Source organism: Curtobacterium sp. VKM Ac-1395, assembly GCF_015350975.1.
Classification (GTDB): Bacteria; Actinomycetota; Actinomycetes; order Actinomycetales; family Microbacteriaceae; genus Curtobacterium.
The window spans coordinates 15736-40146 of sequence record NZ_JADKRX010000001.1 but is presented as its reverse complement, the minus strand read 5'-3'; the positions used below and the strand labels follow the sequence as shown (position 1 = coordinate 40146).

General features: G+C 68.7%; 24 protein-coding genes. All 24 read left to right on the top strand.

From position 1 onward, the window contains the following. Positions 1-20 precede the first annotated feature (20 nt). The 24 genes from ITJ68_RS00250 (at position 21) to rplW (ending at position 24396) form a co-directional block, all read left to right on the top strand. Entirely contained in the window at positions 21-1685 is a 1665-nt protein-coding gene (locus ITJ68_RS00250; RefSeq protein WP_194659373.1) for a GspE/PulE family protein, read from the top strand. Positions 1686-1706: 21 nt separating this feature from the next. Beyond that, positions 1707-3272, top strand: coding sequence for a type IV pilus twitching motility protein PilT (locus tag ITJ68_RS00245; protein WP_194659372.1), 1566 nt, complete (start codon positions 1707-1709; stop codon positions 3270-3272). Beyond that, entirely contained in the window at positions 3272-4495 is a 1224-nt protein-coding gene (locus ITJ68_RS00240; protein ID WP_194659371.1) for a type II secretion system F family protein, read from the top strand. Before ITJ68_RS00245 ends, ITJ68_RS00240 begins: the two co-directional genes overlap by 1 nt. 200 nt (positions 4496-4695) lie before the next feature. After that, the gene (locus ITJ68_RS19430) at positions 4696-5160 is read left to right on the top strand and encodes a prepilin-type N-terminal cleavage/methylation domain-containing protein (RefSeq protein WP_194659370.1); all 465 of its coding nucleotides are present in this window, start codon (positions 4696-4698) and stop codon (positions 5158-5160) included. 90 nt (positions 5161-5250) lie between these two features. Then, a complete protein-coding gene (locus tag ITJ68_RS00230; RefSeq protein ID WP_194659369.1) occupies positions 5251-6639 on the top strand; it encodes a type IV pilus modification PilV family protein in 1389 nt (462 codons plus the stop codon). After that, positions 6639-7346 (top strand): hypothetical protein, encoded by a 708-nt coding sequence (locus tag ITJ68_RS00225; RefSeq protein WP_194659368.1) that lies wholly within the window; start codon positions 6639-6641, stop codon positions 7344-7346. The genes ITJ68_RS00230 and ITJ68_RS00225 overlap by 1 nt, the downstream gene beginning before the upstream one ends. Next, positions 7343-9181: a hypothetical protein gene (locus ITJ68_RS00220; RefSeq protein WP_194659367.1), complete on the top strand. Its 1839-nt coding sequence runs from the start codon at positions 7343-7345 to the stop codon at positions 9179-9181. The genes ITJ68_RS00225 and ITJ68_RS00220 overlap by 4 nt, the downstream gene beginning before the upstream one ends. Further along, positions 9178-10020, top strand: coding sequence for a prepilin peptidase (locus tag ITJ68_RS00215; RefSeq protein WP_416354623.1), 843 nt, complete (start codon positions 9178-9180; stop codon positions 10018-10020). Before ITJ68_RS00220 ends, ITJ68_RS00215 begins: the two co-directional genes overlap by 4 nt. 41 nt (positions 10021-10061) lie before the next feature. After that, positions 10062-11114, top strand: coding sequence for a type IV pilus assembly protein PilM (pilM, locus tag ITJ68_RS00210; RefSeq protein ID WP_194659366.1), 1053 nt, complete (start codon positions 10062-10064; stop codon positions 11112-11114). Then, positions 11111-11890: a hypothetical protein gene (locus tag ITJ68_RS00205; protein ID WP_194659365.1), complete on the top strand. Its 780-nt coding sequence runs from the start codon at positions 11111-11113 to the stop codon at positions 11888-11890. The genes pilM and ITJ68_RS00205 overlap by 4 nt, the downstream gene beginning before the upstream one ends. A 3-nt stretch (positions 11891-11893) precedes the next feature. Further along, on the top strand, positions 11894-12616 hold the full coding sequence (locus ITJ68_RS00200; RefSeq protein WP_194659364.1) for a hypothetical protein: 723 nt from the start codon (positions 11894-11896) through the stop codon (positions 12614-12616). 189 nt (positions 12617-12805) lie between these two features. Next, positions 12806-13375, top strand: a complete 570-nt coding sequence (locus tag ITJ68_RS00195) for a CBU_0592 family membrane protein (protein WP_194659363.1) — start codon at positions 12806-12808, stop codon at positions 13373-13375. A 23-nt stretch (positions 13376-13398) separates the two neighbouring features. Then, positions 13399-13821 (top strand): DUF6121 family protein, encoded by a 423-nt coding sequence (locus ITJ68_RS00190; RefSeq protein ID WP_194659362.1) that lies wholly within the window; start codon positions 13399-13401, stop codon positions 13819-13821. A 63-nt stretch (positions 13822-13884) separates the two neighbouring features. Next, positions 13885-15090 carry a hypothetical protein gene (locus tag ITJ68_RS00185; protein WP_194659361.1) on the top strand — a complete coding sequence of 402 codons (1206 nt, stop codon included), beginning with the start codon at positions 13885-13887 and terminating at the stop codon, positions 15088-15090. Between the two features lie 383 nt (positions 15091-15473). Then, positions 15474-15842 carry a 30S ribosomal protein S12 gene (gene rpsL, locus ITJ68_RS00180; RefSeq protein ID WP_058728453.1) on the top strand — a complete coding sequence of 123 codons (369 nt, stop codon included), beginning with the start codon at positions 15474-15476 and terminating at the stop codon, positions 15840-15842. A gap of 4 nt (positions 15843-15846) precedes the next feature. After that, the gene (rpsG, locus tag ITJ68_RS00175) at positions 15847-16317 is read left to right on the top strand and encodes a 30S ribosomal protein S7 (protein WP_144760634.1); all 471 of its coding nucleotides are present in this window, start codon (positions 15847-15849) and stop codon (positions 16315-16317) included. Between the two features lie 87 nt (positions 16318-16404). Then, the gene (gene fusA, locus ITJ68_RS00170; protein ID WP_071276772.1) at positions 16405-18522 is read left to right on the top strand and encodes an elongation factor G; all 2118 of its coding nucleotides are present in this window, start codon (positions 16405-16407) and stop codon (positions 18520-18522) included. 157 nt (positions 18523-18679) lie between these two features. After that, complete coding sequence (gene tuf / locus ITJ68_RS00165) at positions 18680-19867, top strand: elongation factor Tu (protein WP_071276770.1); 1188 nt, start codon at positions 18680-18682, stop codon at positions 19865-19867. 131 nt (positions 19868-19998) lie between these two features. Further along, positions 19999-20976 carry a DNA topoisomerase IB gene (locus tag ITJ68_RS00160; RefSeq protein WP_194659360.1) on the top strand — a complete coding sequence of 326 codons (978 nt, stop codon included), beginning with the start codon at positions 19999-20001 and terminating at the stop codon, positions 20974-20976. 282 nt (positions 20977-21258) lie between these two features. Beyond that, a complete protein-coding gene (locus ITJ68_RS00155; protein WP_194659359.1) occupies positions 21259-21894 on the top strand; it encodes a DarT ssDNA thymidine ADP-ribosyltransferase family protein in 636 nt (211 codons plus the stop codon). Between the two features lie 577 nt (positions 21895-22471). Then, positions 22472-22780, top strand: coding sequence for a 30S ribosomal protein S10 (gene rpsJ / locus ITJ68_RS00150; RefSeq protein WP_017885534.1), 309 nt, complete (start codon positions 22472-22474; stop codon positions 22778-22780). Positions 22781-22793: 13 nt separating this feature from the next. After that, on the top strand, positions 22794-23450 hold the full coding sequence (gene rplC, locus ITJ68_RS00145; RefSeq protein WP_194626390.1) for a 50S ribosomal protein L3: 657 nt from the start codon (positions 22794-22796) through the stop codon (positions 23448-23450). A 2-nt stretch (positions 23451-23452) separates the two neighbouring features. After that, the gene (gene rplD / locus ITJ68_RS00140) at positions 23453-24100 is read left to right on the top strand and encodes a 50S ribosomal protein L4 (protein WP_194659358.1); all 648 of its coding nucleotides are present in this window, start codon (positions 23453-23455) and stop codon (positions 24098-24100) included. Beyond that, the gene (rplW, locus tag ITJ68_RS00135) at positions 24097-24396 is read left to right on the top strand and encodes a 50S ribosomal protein L23 (RefSeq protein ID WP_056121415.1); all 300 of its coding nucleotides are present in this window, start codon (positions 24097-24099) and stop codon (positions 24394-24396) included. Before rplD ends, rplW begins: the two co-directional genes overlap by 4 nt. Positions 24397-24411: the final 15 nt, after the last annotated feature.

Genomic DNA, 24411 nt, shown 5'->3' with positions numbered 1-24411 from the left:
CCGAGGAGGCTCCGAGACCCATGGCGACGCTCTCCGAGATCCTGATCCTGAACGGCGCTCTCCCGATCGAGCACCTCGACTCCCTGACGGGCGACGAGGACATCGACGAACGCTCCATCCGCTCCCTGGTCACGCAGGGCGTGGTGAGCGAGGCACAGTTCATCACCGCGCGGGCCGCGTCGAACAACTCGAAGACCGTGCCCCTGACGGACTACCCGGTCGACGGCACCGCGGTGTCGATGCTGCCGGCGGCGCTGTGTCGGCGCCACGGCGTCCTCGGTATCGGGTTCGAGGGCGAGACCCTGGTCCTCGCGATGGTGAACCCGTCGAACGTGCTGGCGATCGACGACGCCCGCGCCGCATCCGGTCGCATGATCAAGCCCCTGCAGGTGGACGAGCGCGACCTCGCCACCGCGTTCGACCGCTACCTCCGGGCGGACGACGAGCTGAACGACCTGACCTCGTCGCTCGAGGAAGAGGCCGGCCGGAGCACCGAGCAGCAGGTCGACCTCGCAGACGGGTCGCTCGACGACGTCCCGATCGTGCGCTTCGTGAACCTGCTCGTCTCGCAGGCGATCCAGGACCACGCCTCGGACATCCACATCGAGCCCGGCGAGCACGAGGTCCGTGTCCGCTACCGCATCGACGGCGTGCTGCACGAGATGGCGCCGGCACCCAAGAACATCCAGAACGGCGTGATCAGCCGCCTGAAGATCATGAGCGACATCGACATCGCCGAGCGTCGGAAGCCCCAGGACGGCCGCATGTCGGTGCGTCACGGCGGTCGGCAGATCGACCTCCGCGTGGCGACGCTCCCGACGGTGTGGGGCGAGAAGGTCGTCATGCGCATCCTCGACAACACGAACACGTCGCTGACGCTCAAGGACCTCAACCTGCTCGACCGGAACGCCGCCGCGTACCAGCGCTCCTACTCCAAGCCGTACGGGATGATCCTGGTCACGGGCCCCACCGGCTCGGGCAAATCGACCACGCTGTACACGACCCTCAACGCGGTCGCCAAACCGGAGATCAACGTCATCACGGTCGAGGACCCGGTCGAGTACCGGATGGCCGGCGTCAACCAGGTGCAGGTCAACCCGAAGGCCGGTCTGACGTTCGCGTCCGCGCTGCGCAGCATCCTCCGCTCCGACCCGGACGTCGTGCTCCTCGGGGAGATCCGCGACCACGAGACCGCCCAGATCGCCATCGAGGCCTCGCTCACCGGTCACCTCGTGCTCTCCACCCTCCACACGAACGATGCCCCCTCGGCCATCACGCGCCTGACGGAGATGGACATCGAGCCCTTCCTGGTGGGCTCCGCACTCGACTGCGTCGTCGCCCAGCGTCTGGCGCGCAAGCTCTGCGACCGGTGCAAGGCACCGGCGATCTACGAGCCCGAGCAGCTCCGCGCCCTCGGGTTCATCGACGGGCAGGACGTCCCCGCGTTCTTTGCCCCGATCGGCTGCGCCGTGTGCTCGAACACCGGGTACCGCGGCCGCATCGCCCTGCACGAGGTCATGACCGTGTCCGAGGAGATCGAGCGGCTCGCCGTCGCCCGGGCCTCGAGCGCTGAGATCAGCCGCGTCGCGCAGGCCCAGGGCATGCTCACTCTCCGGCAGGACGGGTGGGAGAAGGTCAAGCTCGGCATGACGAGCATCGACGAGATCATGCGCGTGGTCGCGTAGCGAGGGCAGAGGACGATCATCATGAGCGACTCCGTGTACGACATCACCACCGCCGGCGACGAGCCCGTCGCCGGTTGGCACCCTGGGCGCCCGGGCCACGAGATCGGCTCGCGCCGCGCTGCCCGGTTGGCACAGACCGGCACGCAGCCGACCGTCACCCCGGCCCAGCCGGTGGTGGACATCCCCGTGTACGACCTCGGTGACGACGTCGCCGGATGGCCTGCGCCGTCCGGGTCCCCGGTCGCCGTGCCGGTGGCGCAGCCCCACGCCGCCCCGGCCACCCCGCCGGCCGCCGTCCCGCCGTCGACGGCCAGCTACGGTTACCCGGACGCGGTGACCCAGCACCTGCCGGTCGTCCCTGCGCAGCCGACCACGAGCCTCCAGGTCCTGCCCGGCTCGGACACCTCGGAGATCCACTTCACCCACCACGCGCGCGAGGTCGCCGACCCAGACCTGCTGACCGCGCTCGCGCAGGTCGTCTACCAGGGGGCATCGGACCTCCACCTCACCGCCGACGCCGCACCGACCGTACGCGTCGACGGCTCCCTCCGTCCCGCCGTCCCCGGTGGGCCGTGGGCGCGGAACAAGGTGGTCGCGGCGCTGAAGACGCTGCTGTCCGCCGAGCAGGCCGCCCAGTTCGACCAGGACCAGGAGCTCGACTTCGCCTACTCGCTGTCGCCGGAGTACCGCTTCCGCGTGAACTACTACCAGCAGCGTGGCAACTGGGGCGCGGCCTTCCGCATCATCCCCACCAAGATCAAGACGCTCAAGCAGCTGGGCATCCCGGCACACGTGTCCGAGTTCGCGAAGCTGCCCCGCGGGCTCGTGCTCGTGACCGGTCCCACCGGGTCCGGCAAGTCGACCACCCTCGCCGCGCTCATCGACCTGGTCAACGAGACCCGTGCGGACCACATCGTGACGGTCGAGGACCCGATCGAGTTCATGCACGACCACAAGAAGGCGATCATCAACCAGCGCGAGGTCGGCGCGGACACCCACTCGTTCGCCGCCGCCCTCAAGCACGTGCTGCGGCAGGACCCCGACGTGATCCTGATCGGCGAGCTCCGCGACCTCGAGACGATCTCCGTCGCGCTGACCGCAGCCGAGACGGGGCACCTGGTGTTCGCGACCCTGCACACGCAGAGCGCTCCCGGCACGATCGACCGCATCATCGACGTGTTCCCGCCGCACCAGCAGGGACAGATCCGGACACAGCTGGCCTCCACGCTCGAAGGCGTGGTCTGCCAGACGCTCGTGCCGAAGGCCAACGGCTCCGGCCGAGTCGTCGCCACGGAGATCATGAAGACCACCCCCGCCATCGCCAACCTCGTGCGCGAGGGCAAGACCTACCAGATCACCTCTTCCATGCAGGCCGGCCGTGACGCGGGCATGCACACCATGGACCAGGACCTCGCCGAGCTCGTCAACGTCGGCACCGTCACCCGCGCCGCGGCGATGGAGAAGGTCCACGACGACGACGGCTTCGACCGGCTCGTCCAGCGCGTCGAGTCCCCGTCCGACTCGTCCGCCGCGGCCATCGCCGCGAGCGAGATCGACTTCGGCGACAAGTTCTCCGGAGGCCACTGATGTCACTTGCGTTCGACTACCGCGGGCGGGACGTCGCCGGCAAGCTCGTGAAGGGGCGGCTCGACGCCGCGTCCGAGGGTGCCGTCGTCGCCCGGCTCCGTGGGATGGGCGTCTCGCCGATCGACATCAGCGAGGCCAAGGTCGGCTCCGGGCTGCAGACCGAGATCAAGATCCCGGGGTTCGAGAAGGGCGTCGGGCTCAAGGACCTGGCGATCATGGCGCGGCAGGCGTCGACGATGCTGTCGTCGGGGCTGTCGCTGCTGCGGGCGCTGACGATCCTCACCGACCAGACGGACAACAAGAAGCTCAAGGGCGTTCTGTCGAAGGTCCGCGACGAGGTGGAGCACGGTGTCTCCTTCTCGGACGCGGTGTCGAAGTACCCGGTCGACTTCCCGCCGATCATGATCAACATGATCCGGGCCGGGGAGACGGGCGGCTTCCTGGACCAGGCCATGGACTCCATCGCCACCAACTTCGAGAAGGAGCACAAGCTCCGCTCGACCATCAAGTCCGCGATGACCTACCCGGTCGTCGTGCTGTGCATGTCGCTCGCCGCGGTCGTCATCATGCTGGTGTTCATCGTCCCGATCTTCCAGGACATGTTCTCCAGCCTCGGCGGCAAGCTCCCGCTGCCGACGATGATGCTCGTCTACCTCTCGCACGCGATGGTCTACGTCGGGCCGGTCCTCGCCGTGGCGATCATCCTCGGGTGGTTCTGGTGGCGCGCGAACAAGAACACCGACCGGGTCCGGGCGTTCGTCGACCCGCTCAAGCTGAAGCTCCCGGTGTTCGGGCAGCTCAACCGCAAGATCGTGATGGCCCGGTTCTCCCGGAACCTGTCGAACATGATCGGCGCCGGCGTGCCCATCCTCGAGGCGCTGAGCATCGCCGGTCAGGTGTCGAACAACTTCGTCGTCGAGAAAGCGCTGAACCGCGTTTCCGAATCCGTCCGGAAAGGTGAATCGATCGCCGCTCCACTGGAACGCGAAACGGTGTTCCCGACAATGGTCTCGCAGATGATCGCCGTCGGTGAAGACGCGGGTTCCATGGAATTGATGTTGGAACGCATCGCGACGTTCTACGACAATGAAGTGGAATCCACCACCGAAGCACTGACGTCACTCATCGAGCCGCTGCTCATCGCGTTCCTCGGCGTGGTCGTCGGTGGCATGATCGTCGCGCTCTACCTGCCGATCTTCCAGATCTCCACGCTGATCAAGTAACGAGGACCCCTCACGGCGGACCACCCCCTGGCGGGGGTGGTCCGCTTCGTCGTCACCCCCGGTACTGGGGGCATTTCACACCGCGGTGCCCCCCGTTCTCGGGATTATGCCCGGAAACCGGCGTGAATACGCTCGACACCGGCGGCAGAGCTAGCCCCCGAACCCTTTCCGAAATCATTCCCGAAAGAATGGAAGAGCACATGTACTCCGCTCTCATGGGCAAGCTGAACGCTCGCCGCAACGGCCTCGTCGAGAACAACGACAAGGGCTTCACCCTGATCGAGCTCCTGGTCGTCGTGATCATCATCGGCATCCTCGCCGCGATCGCCATCCCGGTGTACCTCGGCATCCAGAACAACGCGAAGGACTCGGGCGCGCAGTCGGACCTGTCCAACACGAAGACGGCGATCATCGCGGTGCAGACCCAGGACAACACGGCGACGTTCCCGACCACCCCGCCGAACTTCGGCGACAACAAGTACAAGCCGGCTGGCGCGACGAGCAACAGCTCCGACACGCTCACCTACACGGCGACGGCGGACGGCAAGGCGTTCTGCATCCAGGCCAAGAGCAAGTCGGGCACGAACTTCGGCATCACCGACACCAGTGGCGCCGCCAAGGGCACCTGCTCCGCGGGTGTGTTCACCGCAGCCACCGCGTCGTAGTCATCCTGACGGCGGACGGGGCGGGTCGAGTCATCGATCCGCCCCGTCCGCACACCAGCACCGCACGGGCACGACCGAGAGGAGCAGCGCGTGATCACCGCAGTCGCACGTCGTCTCCGGGCGGCACGGGAGTCCGACGAGGGCTTCTCGATCATCGAGGTCATGGTCGCGATGACCATCTTCGCGATCATCGCCGCCGGTGTCGCGATGGGCATCGCGTCGACGCTGTTCCTGACTCAGGACAACCGCTCCCGTGAAGCCGCGCTGAACCTCGCGAATCAAGCCCTCGACGCGGCGCGCAGCACCAAGGACGTGTTCACGCTCGACGACGACACGTCCCAGCAGGCGATCGGCGCCCAGAACTACACGATCAAGCGCACCACCAACTGGATCAACTCCGACGGCACCGACAACTCCTGTGGTGCCGGCAGCGGGGTGCTCGCCTACAAGCGCGTGGCCGTCACGGTGTCGTGGTCGAGCCACTCCTCCCCGAAGCAGAAGCGCGTCGTCATCGACTCGCTCATCGCCCCGTCCTCGGCAGTCTCGAGCGCGACCGCCTCGACCATCGTCGTCGGCGTGCAGACCGCCACCGGCGGGCCGAACCAGGGCGTCAACGTCGCGATCACCGCCCGCGCGGACGGTGCCAAGAGCCTCCCGGCCCAGCCGGCGGCGACCGATGCCAACGGGTGCAGCTACGCCCTCGGTGTCACGCCGGGTACCTACCGGATCACGATCACGAAGGCCGGCAACATCGACCCCGACGGGGCGCCGGCACCGTACTTCGACGTGACGACCACCACCGGCGGTGTCGGCAACAAGACCTTCACGTACGACCAGGGCATCAACGTCACGGTCGGAGCGCCGCTGAACGCGAACGGCAAGGCGGTGAAGCTCCCGACGTCCATGACCACGAGCTTCCAGAACGCCAGCGCGGTCAAGACGATCTCCACGACCTCCACGACGCTGTTCCCGTACTCCGACGGCTGGAACGTCGTCGCCGGGAGCTACACCTCGACCTGCACCGACGTCGACCCGACCGCGTGGAGCACGCCCACCGCGAGCAAGCTCGTCGTGTCGCCGTTCGTCTTCACCGACTCGAACACGTCGCTCGGGACACCGGGCTTCAACCCGACGAGCGCGACCGCGGCCACTGCCCGCGCGCCCATGGGCATCGTCGACGTGAAGCTGAGCGGCCTCGACACCGTGCTGGTGGCGACGGTCAAGAACACGAGCCCGTCGGCGGGGGACCCCGGGTGCTCCCCGGCGACGACGTACTCGTTCACCGGGCTGAACAGCCTGACGCCGACAACCATCGCGCTGCCGTACGGCTCGTGGACGCTCCGGGGGAGCACCGCGCTCGGCGGACTGCTCAGCTCGAACAGCCAGACCGTGGGCGCGACGCCCGGTGTCCTGAACGTCAACACCTCCGTGAACGGCAACGTCGTCACGCTCGACCCGAGGACGGTGCCGACACCGTGATGACACGACTGCAGCGCCTCCTGGCGCGGGCCCGGGGCGAGGAACGCGGCCTCACGTTGTCCGAGCTCATCATCGCGATGTCGCTCTCGGTCCTGATCCTGACGGTGGCGGGGTCGTTCCTGGTCTCCTCGCAGAAGGCAGCGAAGGTCGCGAGTTCCGTCAGCGCCAACACCCGTGTCGCCGCGATCGTGATGAACGAGGTCGGCCGCAACCTGCGGGCGGCGACGGACAACCCGGTCCCCACCGGCGACGACTCGCAGTTCGCGTTCCAGTACGCGAGCGCCACCTCGGTCCGGTTCTTCGCCTACGTCAACCTCGACTCCAGCCTGTCGAAGGCGGTCGAGGTCCAGCTGACCCTGGACACGACCCGCAAGGTGATCACCGAGACCAAGTGGTACGGCACGGCGGTCGCCGGGAACTCCTCGTACTACTCGTTCCCGCTGGCGACCGGGTCGCTGCTGTCCGCGGCACCGAGCTCGACCCGCACCCTGGCGACGTCCGTGACGAGCACGTCCCTCTTCGCGTTCTCGGACGCGGCTGACACCCCGCTCGGTTCGTCGACGGCGCCGGTCGCGGCCGTCGACCTCCCGGACATCCGAGCAGTCGACGTCAGCGTCACCATCGGCGCGAACGCGACGGACCCGAACGCCGTGTCCCTGACCAACACGGCCAGCATGCCGAACATCGTGATGGGAGCCTCCTCGTGATCCGTCTCCTCCGGACGATCCGCGCGCGCGACGACGAGCGTGGCGTCGCGTTGGCCGTGGTCGTCCTCATCGGCATGGTCGTGATGCTCCTCGTCGCGACGATGGTCGCGGTGGCGACGAGCGGTGCGCGCGTCACCTCCACCGACACGGCGTGGAACCGTGCGATCGCCGCGGCCTACGCGGGTGTCGCCGACTACCAGTCGCGCCTCAACGCCGACAACACGTACGGCACCTACGGCCAGGCGAACGCGCCGTTCAGTGTCGCCAGCGGCACCAGCAGCTTCCCGAAGGGCACCGGCGGGAACCCGGCGTTCAACTACCAGTCGGGTACCGCGTGGGTGACCGTGCCCACGGCGGACGGTTCGGCCAGCGACGCGTCCTTCCGGTACGCGGTGGACAACAGCAAGCTCTCGTCCCAGGGCGTCATCCGCCTGCAGTCGACGGGCCGCGCCGGCAACACGACCAGGACCGTGGTCGCGAACGTGCGTCCGGACGGCTTCTCCAACTACCTCTACTTCACGAACTACGAGTCCGGGGACCCGACCGTCACGAACGAGAAGGGCACGTTCACCGCGCCCTGCACGAGTGCGTACCGCCCCGCGGCGACGAGCACGACCTGCGACCAGATCCAGTTCGGGCAGAACGACACGCTCGAGGGGCCGGTGCGGTCGAACGACCAGATCAAGGCCTGCGGTGCGACGTTCAAGAGCACCTTCCAGAGCGTCTACGGCTGGACGAGTGCGAACTGTGGGACCGCCGCCGCGAAGTTCGCCTCGAACCCGACGACCGTCTCGACGCTCACGCCGCCGTCGACGATCGGGGACCTGCGCGACTCGATGCGGTCCGACCTGCCGGCGACCACGGACACCGTCGAGGGCACCGGGTGCCTGTACACCGGCCCGACGAAGATCACCTTCAACGGCAACGGCACCATGACGGTCCTGTCCCCGTTGACGATCCGGAGCAACGTGACCGGAGCGACGGCGACACCTGGTGCGGTGATCACCGGAGCGCCGTCGCAGCCGGACAAGTGCGGCCGACTCGCCGACCTCCGGAGCGGGTCCGGGGCAACGGTCCCGATCCCGAAGAACAACATGGTCTTCGTGCAGAACGAACCAGCGGCGCGGGCCGCCGGGACGACCCAGGACCCGAACTACTGGAAGGGCAACGCCGAGACGAAGACCCTCCCGACGGCCTGCGACACCGCGGGGACGGCCAGCCAGTGGACCAGCTCGAAGGCGAACGGGGTCGGGTACCCCTTCGTCGGGAACTCCTCGACGACGTCCGAGGCCGACCCGACGGCCGGAGCCGGCGCCAACGTCGTCACGCCGTACGGCTGCGACCGCGGTGACGCCTTCGTCCAGGGGACCGTCGACAAGGCCGTGACCGTCGCCGCGGAGAACTACCTCTACGTCACCGGGGACGTCAAGTACCCGTCCACCCGGACTCCCTCCACCGTGCTGGGGCTCATCGGCCAGCGCGCGGTCTGGGTGTGGAACCCGGTGAACTCGGCCGGCAACCCGATCCTGCCCGCCAACCGCGAGGTGAACGCGGCGATCCTGTCGAACCTCGGCACCTTCGTCGTCCAGAACTGGACGAGGGGCTCGACGGCCGGGCGCGGGACGCTGACGGTCAGCGGCTCGATCGCCCAGAACTTCCGCGGTGCGGTCGGTCTCGCCAGCGGTCAGGGCTTCGACAAGAACTACCGGTTCGACTCCAGCCTGGCGACGTACACGCCGCCGAAGTTCCCGCAGCCGACGGTGACCACGTACCGCGTCGCCAGCCAGGTGGAGTCGAAGACGGCGTACGACGTGAACGGAGCGCCGGTCCCGTGACCGCGTCGCTGATGCCCCTCGCGGCGATGGTCCTCGGTCTCGGTGGTGTGCTGGGCCTGGCGATCGGCTCGTTCCTCAACGTCGTCGTGCACCGGGTCCCCGCTGGGCTGTCGGTCGTCGCCCCCGCGTCGTCCTGCCCGAAGTGCGGCAGCAGCATCCGCCGGGTGGACAACGTGCCCGTGCTCTCCTGGCTGCTCCTCCGCGGTCGCTGCCGAGACTGCGCGGCGCCGATCTCCGTCCGGTACCCCCTCGTGGAGCTCGGCACCGCCGCCTTCTTCGTGGTGGTCGCCCTGCGGTTCCTGCCGGACGGCGCTGTCGACGGTGCGACGTCGGCAGGACAGACCGTGCTCCTGCTCGCGCTCCTCTACCTGGCAGCCGTCAGCGTCGCGCTCACCCTGATCGACCTCGAGACGCAGCGGCTGCCGAACGCGATCGTGCTCCCGATGTACCCGGTCCTGGGCGTCCTGCTGGCTGGTGCGAGCGTGCTGACGGGTGACTGGGCAGCACTGGTCCGGGGCGTCGGGGGGCTCGCCGTGCTCGGTGGTGTCTACCTGTTGCTGGCCATCGCAGTCCCGCGCGGGATGGGCATGGGCGACGTGAAGCTCGCCGGCGCACTCGGGCTGGTCCTCGCGTACCTCGGATGGGGCCCCCTCGCAGTGGGTGCTTTCGGAGCCTTCCTCCTCGGCGGTACCTTCGGCATCGTCCTCATGCTCGTGCGTCGCACCGGCCGGGGGGTCGGTATCCCGTTCGGCCCCTGGATGCTCCTGGGTGCGTGGATCGGGGCCTTCGCCGGCGAACCCGTCTGGCACGCCTACCTCGCACTCCTCGGTCTGGCCTGACGGCCGACCCACGTTCAGCACGGACCCGGAAGGAACACGACATGGCGAAGAACATCGTCGGCATCGACATCGGCGCGGACGTCATCCGCGCCGTCGAGGTCGCCGACGTCGACAAGCCGCAGCCGACGATCCTCCGGTTCGCCGAGATCGCGGCCCCTGACGAGTCGACCAAGCACGGCGAGGTGCTCCAGGCGAACACCGTCGCGGGCGCACTCCGGTCGCTGTGGGCCCTCGGCAAGTTCAGGAGCAAGGACGTCGTCCTCGGCATGGGCAACCAGCGGGTGCTCTCGCGCGACCTGACTGTGCCCAAGGCCCCCATCGCGCAGATCCGGGAGTCGCTGCCGTTCCAGGTGCAGGACATGCTGCCGGTCCCGGTCGGCGAGGCGATCCTCGACTTCTACCCGACGTCCGAGGGCACCGGCGAGAGCGGTCCAGTCGTACACGGACTCCTCGTCGCCGCGATCAAGGACGCGGTCCTCGCGAACGTCAACGCGGTGCAGCTCGCCGGGCTCAACCCCGTCGCCGTCGACCTGATCCCGTTCGCGCTGACGCGGGTGCTGGCCCCGCGGGTCGCCGGCGCGGGAACCGTCGCGATCGTCGACTGCGGCGCGACCACCACCTCCGTCGTCATCGCGACGGACGGCATCCCCAAGTTCGTCCGGATCATCCCGACCGGGGGAGCGGACGTGACGAAGTCGATCGCCGCCCGCCTGGAGATCGGCGTGCCCGAGGCCGAGGCGGTCAAGCGGCACTTCGGCCTGTCCGGTGTGACCCGCACCACGGACGACGTCCGGGCCGTCGCCGTGACCCGGGAGGCGGTCGGAGAGCTCATGCAGAGCATCCGCAACACCGTCAACTACTTCGCGAACACCCGCCCGGAGGAGCCGGTCCGCGGGATCCTGCTGGTCGGCGGTGGGGCCGCGCTCCCCGGGCTCCGCGAGGGCCTCGGCGAGTCCTCGGGTCTCCCGGTCGCCCTCGGTGACCCGTTCATCTCCGCTCGCGCCGGACGCGGCATCGGGCCGGACGTCCTCCGCGAGCGCGGCGGGTCCATCGCCGTCGCGTGGAGCCTCGCAGTCGGGAGCCGAGCAGCATGACCGAGATCATCGACGCACCGCCGACCGACGGCGGGAAGCCAGCGCGCTGGGGCCGTGCCAGCAGAGGGACGGCCGGCGCCGTCGCCCAGATCGACGCGGGGTCGAGCCGACGCCGAGGTCGACAGCAGATCGTGATCGGCGCCGCTCCCCGTGCGGACCTGCTCCCGAGCGAAGTGCATGTCCACCGTCGTCAGCGCGCGACGGTCCGTCGGGCATGGGCCGGTGTCGTGGTCGTCGCGCTCGCGGTCGGACTCGGCGCAGCCGGTGCCGGCATGACGAAGAGCGCCGCGGACACCCAGCTCGCCGCCGCGCAGAACGAGACGGTGAGCCTGCTCCAGCAGCAGCGCCAGTTCAGCGACGTCCGGTCGACGGAGAGCGCCACAGGTCTGCTCGAGGCGGCCCAGCAGGTCGGCGGTTCGACTGAGATCGACTGGTCCCCCGTGCTCGGATCGGTGCAGTCGAAGCTGCCCGCCGGTGTCCGGATCAGCGGTGTGACGGTGGACTCGGCCTCGGCGACCACGGCCTACGCGCAGTCGGTCGACCCCCTGCAGGGCCAGCGCGTCGCGACGCTGACGATCGACGCCAAGACCACCGCCCTGCCCTCCGTGCCGACGTGGCTCGACGCGGTCGCGACCGTGACCGGCTTCGTGGACGCGACGGCCAACTCGGTGACCCGCGACGACGCCTCTGGCGAGTACACGGTGAACCTCACGATCCACCTCGACGAGAAGGCGTTCGACGGCCGGTTCGCCGCGGACTCCGAGAAGAAGGACTGACTGATGTCACGCAACCGTCTCAGTCTGCTGCTCGCCGTCGTCGCCATGGCGGTGGTCGCCGTCGGCGGCTTCTTCCTCGCCGTCCAACCGCAGCTCGCTCAGGCGTCAGCGGCGCAGACGCAGACGGAGAACGTCGAGACGACGAACCACGCGAGCCGGGCCGAACTGGCGCGCCTGCGTGAGCAGGCAGCCAAGCTGCCCGCGATGCGTCAGGAGCTCGAGCAGCTGTCGGCCTCCGTCCCGGACGGTGCCGACCTGTCCTCCTTCATCGCCGACCTCGACGGGATCGCCTCCGCGTCCGGGATGGAGGTGTCCTCGTACACGACGAGCGACGCCGTCGCGTACGCACCGGTCGTCCCCGCGGCAGCGCCGTCCTCGGCACCGAGCGCGTCACCGTCAGCGTCCGCGGCTCCCGCTGCGACCGTGCCGTCCGCGCCGGCTGCGCCGGCCGTCGTGACCAACGGTGCGATCACCGGGCAGAACTTCTCGGTCATCCCGGTGACCGTCGCGGTCGACGGGACCTTCGAACAGGCCCGCGCCTTCCTCGCCGGAGTCCAGCACGGCAAGCGGTTGTTCCTCGTCACGAGCATCGCCTCGGCCGAGAAGAGCGGCGAAGACGGCGCGGCGTCGGACCAGTCGACCTGGACGTTCGGCGGCTCCATCTACGTCCTCGCCACCGCCGACGCAGCGAAGCAGTCCCAGACCGCTGCCCCCGCCAACGGCTGACCCCGCCCCTCCACAGGACGCCCTCCAACTGGGGCCCTCCACACCACGCCGGAGCCCCTTCCGCGACGGTCGTCGTTCTGCTTACGATGATCTGGTCGCCGTGTCCTCGGCGCATCCCACCCTCTCGGACGGCCGGCACGAATCGGCCGTTCCCCGTCGTGCCCGGAGTCGCGCGTGTTGTCTGGAATCGTGGAGTTCCTCGGATGGTTCGGAGCCATCACCGTCCTGTCGGGCTACATCCTGTTCTCGACGGGCAAGCTCCCGAACGGGCCGGTCTACCAGCTGTTCAACCTGGTCGGCGGTGTCGCCGTGGCCGTCAACGTCGCCGCGCACCACGCCGTGCCGTCGACCATCGTCAACGGCATCTGGGCGATCGTGGCCGTCGTCGTCCTGGTGCGGATGGGGCGGGCGCGACGCGCTGACCGCCGGTCCGGGCTGCAGCCCCACCGCGAGCTGACGACGGAACCACCGGCCACCACGGCGGTGCTGCCCGTGATCGGGCCGGCCGTCCGTGACCACGAGTCGGGCGTGACCGCCGACGAGCAGGTGCCCCAGAGCCTCCAGACCGGGACCGGGACCGGGACCGCGACCGCGACAGCGACGCCGGCCGCGACCACCCACGCGCGACCGGCCGCCCCGATGACCGAGAGCATCCCCGTCATCACCGCGACCATCGCGCTCGCCCTCGTGAGTGCTGCGCAGCAGCAGCAGGAGCCTGCGCCAGACGGACTCGCCCGCACCGAGCCGCACACCACCTGAGCGCCCGACGCTACGATCGCTGCATGTCCCGATGGCTCGTGGCGACGATGACGTCCGTCCTGTTCGTCGCCCTCGTGATCGCCGTGACGGGTTTCGAGTCCCTGCTCGCGAACGTCGAGGTGATCGCCCAGTCCGACGCGACCCCGTACCTCGGCCCGGCCATGGTCGTCGGGGGAGCGGTCGTCGTCCTGTTCGCGACCGCGCTCGGCATCCGTGACGGCAACCCGGGTGTCACCGGACTCGTCGCGGCCGCCACCGCCTACCTGGTCATGCTCGGCATCGGGGCGGTCGGCTACGCGCTCATCCGCCAGGACGTCACGCAGCTCCTGGTGTTCCCCGCCGGGTACGCCCTCGGCCCGTTCGTCGTGAGCTCGGTCGTCGTCGCGCTCCTCTGCGTGGTCGGTGGGATCGCCCTCGCGCGGCACCAGGCCAAGCAGTCGCAGTGACGTCGGTCGCCGGTAGGCTCGATGCTGCCGGAGGACCGAACCGGCAGTGACGACGGGGGATCCATGACCGACCAGCCGACCGCGCCCGGCCAGCCCGAGGACGGCCAGCCCGACGGCCACGTCGACACCGTCAAGCCCGACCCCGCCTGGGCCGCCGTCCCCCGGGTCGCCGACATCAGCGGCACGCACGACGCCCCGCTCGCAGCGGCCGCCCCTGGCGACCAGAACGCCCACGCCCCCCGCCGTCGCCGTCTGCGCCGCGGCCAGCTCGTCGGCATCATCGCCGGGTCCACCGCCGTCGTGCTGCTCGCAGTCGCCGGTCTCGTCGGCTACTCGGTCGGCAGCACCTCCCACGCACCGGAGCGCCAGGTCGAGGCCTTCCTCGACGACCTCAGCGCCGGCCACGTCGACGACGCGCTCGCGGACGCCGGCATCCGCCCCACGAAGTCCGACGTGCTGCTCACCGATGCGGCGTACGCCACGGCATCGGGCCGCGTGACCGGGTACCGCATCGCGGGCGTCGAGCGCAGCGGCGACACCGCGACGGTGGGCGTCTACCTCACGCAGTCCGGCCGCCGGGTCCCCGCGACGTTCACCCTCGAGCAGGTCGGCACCGACTGGGGCGTCTTCCCGCGCTGGGAGCTCCGCGCCCCGACCCTCGGCGCGGTCGACCTGGTCGTCAAGGGGCCGCCGCGGACGGCCGTCGAGGTCGCCGGCCAGCGGACCCGCACGGACTCCTCCGGCGCGGTCACGCTGCAGGCGCTCCCGGGCACCTACGACGTCGCCGTGGACGGCGGCAAGTGGTTCTCGGCGAAGGCCGCCACGGCCCGGGTCCTCGGGTTCGGCGTCACGGGCTCGAGCCCGGTCTCGATGACCGCGTCCCTCACGGCAGCCGGCACGCAGGCCGCCACCGCGGCGGTCGACGCCTGGGTGGACGGCTGCATCGCCTCGACCGAGACGGCGCCGAGCGGCTGCAGCTTCTACGCCTACGGCGAGAACCCGGCGAACACGTACACGAACCAGAAGTGGACGCTCGACACCCGCCCCACCGTGCAGGTCGACGGGTGGCTGACCAAGGGGTGGATGGTCACGACGTCGTCCTTCGGCTCGGCGACCTTCACCGCGGCCTTCACCGGCCCGGCCGGTACCGGCACGGCGACGGCCGGCCCGATCAACGTCAACGCGAGCGGCTACGTCACCGGCTTCTCGGACACCGGCGCGACCTTCGTCTCCGCCATCGGCAACGGCTCCTCCGACACCGGTTCCTGAGGCCGGCCCGCCTGGTCGACACCCCGGGTCACGCCCGGCCGGGAGGCCGTGGTCACCACCCCGGCAGCCCACGGCTCGACGAGCGGGTCGGCCCCGGGGAGCGCCCCGCGCCCAGCAGGAGCGACCGGCGGTCGCGCTGTTCGCCGACGGCCGACACCACGGGCCTCCAGGGCGACGCGCCCGGATTGATTTCACCCGGTGACGCAGGTAGTCTCATCTAGGTGTGCGCCCTCGGGCGCGCCCTGAAAGTCCGGCTGGTCCTCGACCACGACCGGGCAGTCCGCCCCCGGACCACGATCTGCCACTTCGGCGGTCGTCTGCGTGGGCGAGGATGCTGACGGACCGCGTCGGCCAGAGAACACGAGCGAGAACCAGGAGAACAGTTGCCTACTATTCAGCAGCTGGTTCGCAAGGGTCGTACGCCCAAGGTCGTCAAGACCAAGGCGCCGGCACTCAAGGCGAACCCCCAGCAGCGTGGTGTGTGCACCCGCGTCTACACCACCACCCCCAAGAAGCCCAACTCGGCACTGCGCAAGGTCGCTCGTGTGAAGCTCTCGAACGGCACCGAGGTCACGGCCTACATCCCGGGTGAGGGCCACAACCTGCAGGAGCACTCGATGGTGCTCGTCCGCGGCGGTCGTGTGAAGGACCTCCCCGGCGTGCGCTACAAGATCATCCGTGGCGCCCTCGACACGCAGGCCGTCAAGAACCGTAAGCAGGCGCGTAGCCGCTACGGCGCGAAGAAGGGTTAGTCCGATGCCTCGTAAGGGTCCAGCCCCCAAGCGCCCCGTCGTCGCAGACCCCGTCTACGGCGCACCGATCGTCAGCCAGCTCGTCAACAAGATCCTCCTCGACGGCAAGAAGGGCCTCGCCGAGCGCATCGTCTACGACGCGCTCGAAGGTGTCTCGTCGAAGAACGGCCAGGACGCCGTCGTCACGCTGAAGAAGGCGCTCGACAACGTCCGACCGACCCTCGAGGTCCGCAGCCGCCGCGTCGGTGGCTCGACCTACCAGGTCCCGGTCGAGGTCAAGCCGCACCGTGCGAACACGCTGGCGCTCCGCTGGCTGACCTCGTACGCCAAGGCCCGTCGCGAGAAGACGATGACCGAGCGTCTCATGAACGAGATCCTCGACGCCTCCAACGGCCTCGGTGCCGCTGTCAAGCGTCGCGAGGACACCCACAAGATGGCCGAGTCGAACAAGGCCTTCGCGCACTACCGCTGGTAGTCACCGGCATCGTCAGGGTGCCGGTGGTCAAGAACCCCGGCGCCCTGACGGACGCCATCTCTCCTACAACTCTCCCGGAGGAACCCTGTGGCACAGGACGTGCTCACCGACCTGAACAAGGTCCGCAACATCGGCATCATGGCGCACATCGACGCCGGCAAGACCACGACCACCGAGCGCATCCTGTTCTACACGGGCATCACGCACAAGATCGGTGAAGTCCACGACGGCGCAGCCACGATGGACTGGATGGCGCAGGAGCAGGAACGCGGCATCACGATCACGTCGGCCGCGACGACCTGCTTCTGGGACAACAACCAGATCAACATCATCGACACCCCCGGTCACGTCGACTTCACGGTCGAGGTGGAGCGCTCGCTCCGCGTCCTCGACGGTGCCGTCGCCGTGTTCGACGGGAAAGAGGGCGTCGAGCCCCAGTCGGAGACCGTCTGGCGTCAGGCGGACAAGTACAACGTCCCGCGCATCTGCTTCGTCAACAAGATGGACAAGCTCGGCGCGGACTTCTACTTCACCGTCGACACGATCGTGAACCGCCTCGGCGCGGAGCCCCTCGTGCTGCAGCTCCCGATCGGTGCGGAGTCGTCCTTCGAGGGCGTCGTCGACCTGGTCGAGATGCGTGCACTCACCTGGCGCGGCGACGCGAAGGGTGACGTCCAGATGGGCGCCAAGTACGAGATCGAGGAGATCCCCGCGGACCTCGCCGACCGTGCTGCGGAGTACCGCGAGAAGCTCATCGAGCGCGTAGCCGAGGCCAACGACGAGCTCATGGAGCGCTACCTCGAGGGCGACACGGACTTCTCCGTCGCCGAGATCAAGTCCGCGATCCGTACCCTCACGGTCAACAGCGAGATCTACCCGGTCCTCTGCGGTTCCGCGTTCAAGAACCGTGGTGTCCAGCCGATGCTCGACGCGGTCATCGACTACCTGCCGTCGCCGCTCGACGTCCCGCCGATGATCGGTCACGACGTCAAGGACGAAGAGAAGGAGATCATCCGCAAGCCGGAGGCCTCCGAGCCCTTCTCCGCGCTGGCCTTCAAGGTCGCCGTGCACCCGTTCTTCGGTCGTCTGACCTACGTCCGCGTGTACTCCGGCCACATCGAGTCCGGTGCACAGGTCATCAACTCGACCAAGGGCAAGAAGGAGCGCATCGGCAAGATCTTCCAGATGCACTCCAACAAGGAGAACCCGGTCGACAACGTCACCGCCGGTCACATCTACGCGGTCATCGGCCTCAAGGACACGACCACGGGCGACACGCTCTGCGACCCGCAGGACCAGGTCGTCCTCGAGTCGATGACGTTCCCGGAGCCGGTCATCGAGGTCGCGATCGAGCCGAAGACCAAGGCTGACCAGGAGAAGCTCTCCACGGCCATCCAGAAGCTCGCCGAAGAGGACCCGACGTTCCGCGTCGAGCTCAACGCCGAGACCGGTCAGACCACGATCAAGGGCATGGGCGAGCTCCACCTCGACATCCTGGTCGACCGCATGAAGCGTGAGTTCCACGTCGAGGCCAACGTCGGCAAGCCCCAGGTGGCCTACCGCGAGACCCTCACGAAGGTCGTCGAGCGCTACGACTACACCCACAAGAAGCAGACCGGTGGCTCCGGTCAGTTCGCGAAGGTGCAGATCGCGCTCGAGCCCATGGAGGTCACCTCCGAGAAGGTCTACGAGTTCGTGAACGCCGTCACCGGTGGTCGCATCCCGCGCGAGTACATCCCGTCGGTGGACGCCGGAATCCAGGACGCCATGCAGGTCGGCATCCTCGCCGGGTACCCGACGGTCGGTGTGAAGGCCATCCTCAAGGACGGCGCGGCGCACGACGTCGACTCGTCCGAGATGGCGTTCAAGATCGCCGGCTCGATCGCGTACAAGGAAGCGGCTCGCAAGGCCGGTCCCGTGATCCTCGAGCCGATCATGGCCGTCGAGGTCCGTACGCCCGAGGAGTACATGGGCGACGTCATCGGTGACCTGAGCTCCCGTCGTGGCAACATCGCCGCGATGGAGGACGCCTCGGGCGTCAAGGTGGTCCGCGCGAGCGTGCCGCTGTCCGAGATGTTCGGCTACGTCGGGGACCTTCGTTCGAAGACCTCCGGTCGTGCCGTCTACTCGATGACCTTCGAGACCTACAACCAGGTCCCGTCGAACGTCGCCGAGGAGATCGTCGCGAAGGCCAAGGGAGAGTAACGCTCTCTCGAGCGTGTTCTCCACAGGCGGGGGCGCCCGGCGACGGGCCCCTCGCCACCAAGTAAAGTACAGACACACACACCGCGGACCAACGGAGCAGCACCCCGACAGGGATGCCTCCGGGGGTGTCGCATCCGAGTCCTGAGGAGGACCCACAGTGGCCAAGGCCAAGTTCGAGCGCACCAAGCCGCACGTCAACATCGGAACCATCGGTCACGTCGACCACGGCAAGACGACGCTCACGGCGGCGATCACCAAGGTTCTGCACGACCAGTACCCGGACCTCAACGAGGCCCGTGACTTCGCACAGATCGACAACGCTCCCGAAGAGCGCCAGCGCGGCATCACGATCAACATCTCGCACGTCGAGTACCAGACGGAGAAGCGCCACTACGCGCACGTCGACGCTCCTGGTCACGCTGACTACGTGAAGAACATGATCACCGGTGCGGCCCAGATGGACGGCGCGATCCTCGTGGTCGCCGCCACCGACGGTCCCATGCCCCAGACGCGTGAGCACGTGCTGCTCGCTCGCCAGGTCGGCGTGCCCTACATCGTCGTCGCGCTGAACAAGTCCGACATGGTGGACGACGAGGAGATCCTGGAGCTCGTCGAGCTCGAGGTCCGTGAGCTCCTCGGCTCGCAGGAGTTCGACGAGGACGCCCCCGTCGTGCAGGTGTCGGCGCTCAAGGCGCTCGACGGCGACGAGAAGTGGGTCAAGTCCGTCCAGGACCTGATGGCTGCTGTCGACGAGAGCGTGCCGGACCCCATCCGCGCCACCGACCAGCCCTTCCTGATGCCGATCGAGGACGTCTTCACGATCACCGGTCGTGGCACCGTCGTCACCGGTCGCGTCGAGCGTGGCGAGCTGGACCTCAACTCCGAGGTCGAGATCGTCGGCATCAAGGCGACCCAGAAGACCACGGTCACGGGCATCGAGATGTTCCGCAAGCTGCTGGACAAGGCAGTCGCCGGTGACAACACCGGTCTGCTCATCCGTGGCCTCAAGCGCGAGGACGTCGAGCGCGGCCAGGTCGTCGTGAAGCCGGGTTCGGTCACGCCGCACACCGAGTTCAAGGCGAACGCGTACATCCTGAACAAGGAAGAGGGCGGCCGTCACAACCCGTTCTACGCGAACTACCGCCCGCAGTTCTACTTCCGCACCACGGACGTCACCGGCGTCATCACGCTGCCCGAGGGCACCGAGATGGTCATGCCCGGCGACACCGTCTCGATGACGGTCGAGCTGATCCAGCCGATCGCCATGGAGGAGGGCCTCCGTTTCGCCATCCGTGAGGGTGGCCGCACGGTGGGTGCCGGTACGGTCGAGACGATCATCAAGTAACTCTCGTTCCCCAACGTCAGCGGGGTCGGGCCTTCGGGCTCGGCCCCGCTTTCGTCATGTCCGGGGGCCACCGACGCGCAATGCGACGTTTCCTGCTGCCCCGAGCAGGCGCGACGTGTTTGCTCGGTCGAGTGACACGTCTCCGCAGATCCAAGACCAACGGTCGTGGCTACCACCGGGTCCGCAGCGGACAGGGGTACTCGTACCGCGACCCCGACGGCAACACCGTCACCGACCCCGAGGTGCGCCAGCGTCTCGAGGAGTTCGTCATCCCGCCCGCGTGGGACGACGTCTGGATCTCGCCGTACGAGAACGGCCACATCATCGCCACCGGCTTCGACGCTGCCGGCCGGCGCCAGTACATGTACCACCCGTCCTGGCGCGACCGGATGGACAAGATCAAGTACGACCGAGCGCTCGCCCTCGCCGAGTCCCTGCCCGCTGCACGTCGCCAGGTGACGCAGGACCTCCGTCGACCGGAGCCGGACCAGCGTCGGTCCCTCGCAGCGGCGTTCCGGATGCTCGACCAGGGGTCCCTGCGGGTCGGGTCCGAGCGGTACGCGACCGAACACGGCAGCCGGGGCCTGTCGACGCTGCTCTGCGCGCACGCCAAGGTCTCCGGCGACGACATCGAGCTGTCCTTCCCCGGCAAGAGCCACCAGGAGTGGTCGTCCTCGATCCACGACGCCGACCTGGCGCGGGTGATCGCGGGCATGAAGCGACGTGGTGCGAACGCGCGCCTGCTGTCGTACCGCGTGGCCCGTGGCGCGGAGTGGGAGCCGCTGTCGGCCGAGGACATCAACGCGTACGTCAAGGAGCGGGCGGGCGACGAGTTCACCGCGAAGGACTTCCGGACGCTCCACGGCACCGTGGCCGCTGCCGTCGACCTGGCGAAGACCGGCCCGCAGACCGGTGTCGGGAAGCGGAAGAGTGCCGTGTCGCACGCGGTGAAGGCCGCGAGCGAGGTCCTCGGCAACACCCCGACGGTGGCACGGGCGAGTTACATCGACCCCCGACTGCTCGACGCCTACGACCACGGGGAGACGATCGACCCGGCGCGACTGCACGCCGCAGAGTCCGAGGTCCGTGCGCTGCTGTACCGGCAATGAGCGGATCGGTCCCGTTCCGGGGCTGGATGACGTACCGTAGAACCTTGTGCCGTTCCACCCCCACGCGGCACGGAAGGACCCACACCAGTCGTGACAGACGAGTGCATCCACGGATTCCCCACTGAACTCTGCGACATCTGCGCCCCGCGCCAGCGTGACGTGCCGGAAGTCCCCAAGGCCCCAGCTCCGCGGCGAACCCGCGTGAGCACCTCCCTGCGTTCCACCCCTGGCGGATCGCCAGCCCGGGCGAAGGCGACCGCACTGCGGACCGCGGAGCCCGCGATGCCCGCAGCACGGGTGTTCGGCACGCTGCGCGCACACCACGTCACCCACATCGACAACTTCGACGGGATCGTCGCCGACCAGGCCATCGTCGCGGCCGACCAGGTGACGCCGTCCTACGACATCAGCAGCCCGGAGCTCCGTGAGTCCCGCGCCGCCGCCACCGCTCCCGACGGCTCCAGCGTCGCCGGCCACGTGCCGTTCTCGCTGTCACCGGACGGTGCACGCTGGGACGAGGTGCGTCGCGGCGCCCTCGACGAGTCCCGGTGGTCGGAGGCCGCCAGGAACGCCCGTGGCATCGACTACGTCGTGCTCGTGGTTCCCACCGCGGCGTTCGGCGACTCGGTGATCCTCGCCGACACGGACGCCGACGCCGAGGACGCACGGTTCGCCGTCGGACCCGAGGCAGCGGCGAACCTGCTCCGCCGCACGGACCTCACCGACCCGGACATGACCGGACTCGAGGTCCTCGCGGGCCCGAGCGTGCCGTTCTCTGCCGTCGCGGTCATCGGCGTGCCGAACGACCGCGCACGGCACGCGGTGAAGGACATCCTCTCCGAGCACGGTGGCCACGCTCCCCGCGTCGCCGTCTTCCCGCCGTGGTTCGTCCCACCCGTGGTCCCCGACGAGGACTAGGCAGCCAGGACCGGGGCGACCCGGGCCACGCCGCACCGCCGAACGGACACGGCCCCGCGCACCGCGCGGGGCCGTGTCCGTTCGGTCGTGCAGGGAGGTCGTCGCTGCCCCTCAGGACCGCGCCGGCGAGGCGGACGCACGCCGAGCCTCCAGGCCGACGGATCCGCGGCAGGACGGGGGAGGCGACCCGACCCGACGGCGCGACACGCCCGGGTTGCACCGATGGCGGGGACATGCGAGACTTGTCCGGTTCCGAAATTCCGCGGGCGTTCGCGCCCGCCGGATCACTGCTCTGGCAGTGCACAACCCCCCTGTCCAGCAGGGCTGGGTTGGGCCGCAGGCAGCAGAACAGCTCGACTCCCACCACCATGTCGGTCCGCCGGCGTGCGGGAGACGACACGTCCACGCGGGCCGGTGTGAGCACCAGCAGCACGTCCGCCCGCGCGGTTGACAGGAGAACAGCGGTCATCCCCCGTGGATGCGCCCGGTGATTCACGTAAACAGCCAGGTCCGCACAGGGCGGAACCCGGCGGTGTCAGGCGGCCTGAGGGTGCGCGGCGCAGAGAGGACAGAAGACATGGCGGGACAGAAGATCCGCATCCGGCTCAAGTCGTACGACCACGAGGTCATCGACACGTCGGCTCGGAAGATCGTCGACACGGTGACCCGTGCCGGTGCAACTGTGGTCGGCCCCGTGCCGCTCCCCACCGAGAAGAACGTGATCGCAGTGATCCGCTCTCCTCACAAGTACAAGGACTCGCGCGAGCACTTCGAGAAGCGCACGCACAAGCGGGTCATCGACATCGTCGACCCGACGCCGAAGGCCGTCGACTCGCTCATGCGTCTCGACCTGCCGGCCGACGTCAACATCGAGATCAAGCTGTAAGGGGGCTGCACTGATGGCGAACTCAACCAAGACCGTCAAGGGCCTCCTCGGCAAGAAGCTCGGGATGACCCAGGTGTGGGACGAGAACAACAAGTTCATCCCCGTCACCGTGATCGAGGTCGGCCCGAACGTGGTCACCCAGATCCGCAACGTCGAGCGCGACGGCTACGAGGCGATCCAGATCGCCGCGGGCCAGATCGACCCCCGCAAGGTGAACAAGCCGGCCGCTGGCCACTTCGAGGCCGCCGGGGTCACCCCGCGCCGCACCCTCACCGAGATCCGCACCTCTGACGCGGGCGAGTACACGCTGGGCCAGGAGCTCACCGTGGACGCCACGTTCGAGGCCGGCGCGAAGGTCGACGTCGTCGGCACGAGCAAGGGCAAGGGCTTCGCGGGTGTCATGAAGCGCCACGGCTTCCACGGCGTCTCCGCCTCGCACGGTTCGCACCGCAACCACCGCAAGCCCGGCTCGATCGGTGCTTCCTCGACCCCGTCGCGTGTCTTCAAGGGCATGCGCATGGCCGGTCGCATGGGTGGCGAGCGTGTCACCGTCCTCAACCTCACGGTGCACGCCGTCGACGCCGAGAAGGGTCTGCTGCTCGTCAAGGGCGCCGTCCCCGGTGCTCGTGGCCGCTCCGTCTTCATCCGCACCGCCGTGAAGGGTAAGTGATCATGGCCACCACGATCGACATCCTCGACGCCTCGGGTGCCGTCTCCGGCACCGTCGAGCTCCCCGAAGCTCTCTTCGACGTCGAGACCAACGTCCCGCTGATCCACCAGGTCGTGACCGCGCAGCGCGCCGCGTCGCGTCAGGGCACGCACAAGACCAAGAACCGCGGCGAAGTCCGCGGTGCCGGTCGCAAGCCGTTCAAGCAGAAGGGCACCGGCCGCGCCCGTCAGGGTTCCGTCCGTGCTCCTGAGCACACCGGTGGTGGCGTCGTCCACGGACCGACCCCCCGCGACTACTCGCAGCGCACCCCGAAGAAGATGATCGCCGCAGCCCTGCTCGGCTCGCTCTCGGACCGTGCCCGCGGCGGCCGCATCTCCGCGGTGGAGGGCTTCGTCTCGGCTGAACTGCCGTCGACCAAGACCGCCCGCTCGCTCCTCGAGAAGGTCGCGCCCGTCAAGCACGTGCTCGTCGTGCTCGAGTCGGATGACGAGCTCACGCTCAAGAGCATCCGCAACCTGCCGAACGTCCACGCGCTCTCGTACGGCCAGCTGAACGCCTACGACGTCCTCGTGTCGGACGCCATCGTCTTCAGCAAGAGCGCCCTCGACGCCTTCATCGCGTCGAAGACCGCGAAGGAGATCACCGCATGAGCGGCTTCAACAAGGACCCGCGCGACATCATCATCTCGCCGGTCGTGTCGGAGAAGAGCTACGGCCTCATCGACCAGGGCAAGTACACGTTCATCGTGGACCCCCGCGCGAACAAGACCGAGATCAAGCTCGCGATCGAGAAGATCTTCAACGTCAAGGTCGCCGGCATCAACACGCTGAACCGTCCGGGCAAGACCCGCCGCACCAAGTTCGGTCTGGGCAAGCGCAAGGACACCAAGCGTGCCATCGTGACGCTCAAGTCCGGTTCGATCGACATCTTCACGGCTGTCGGCTGAGGACCAGAGGGATAA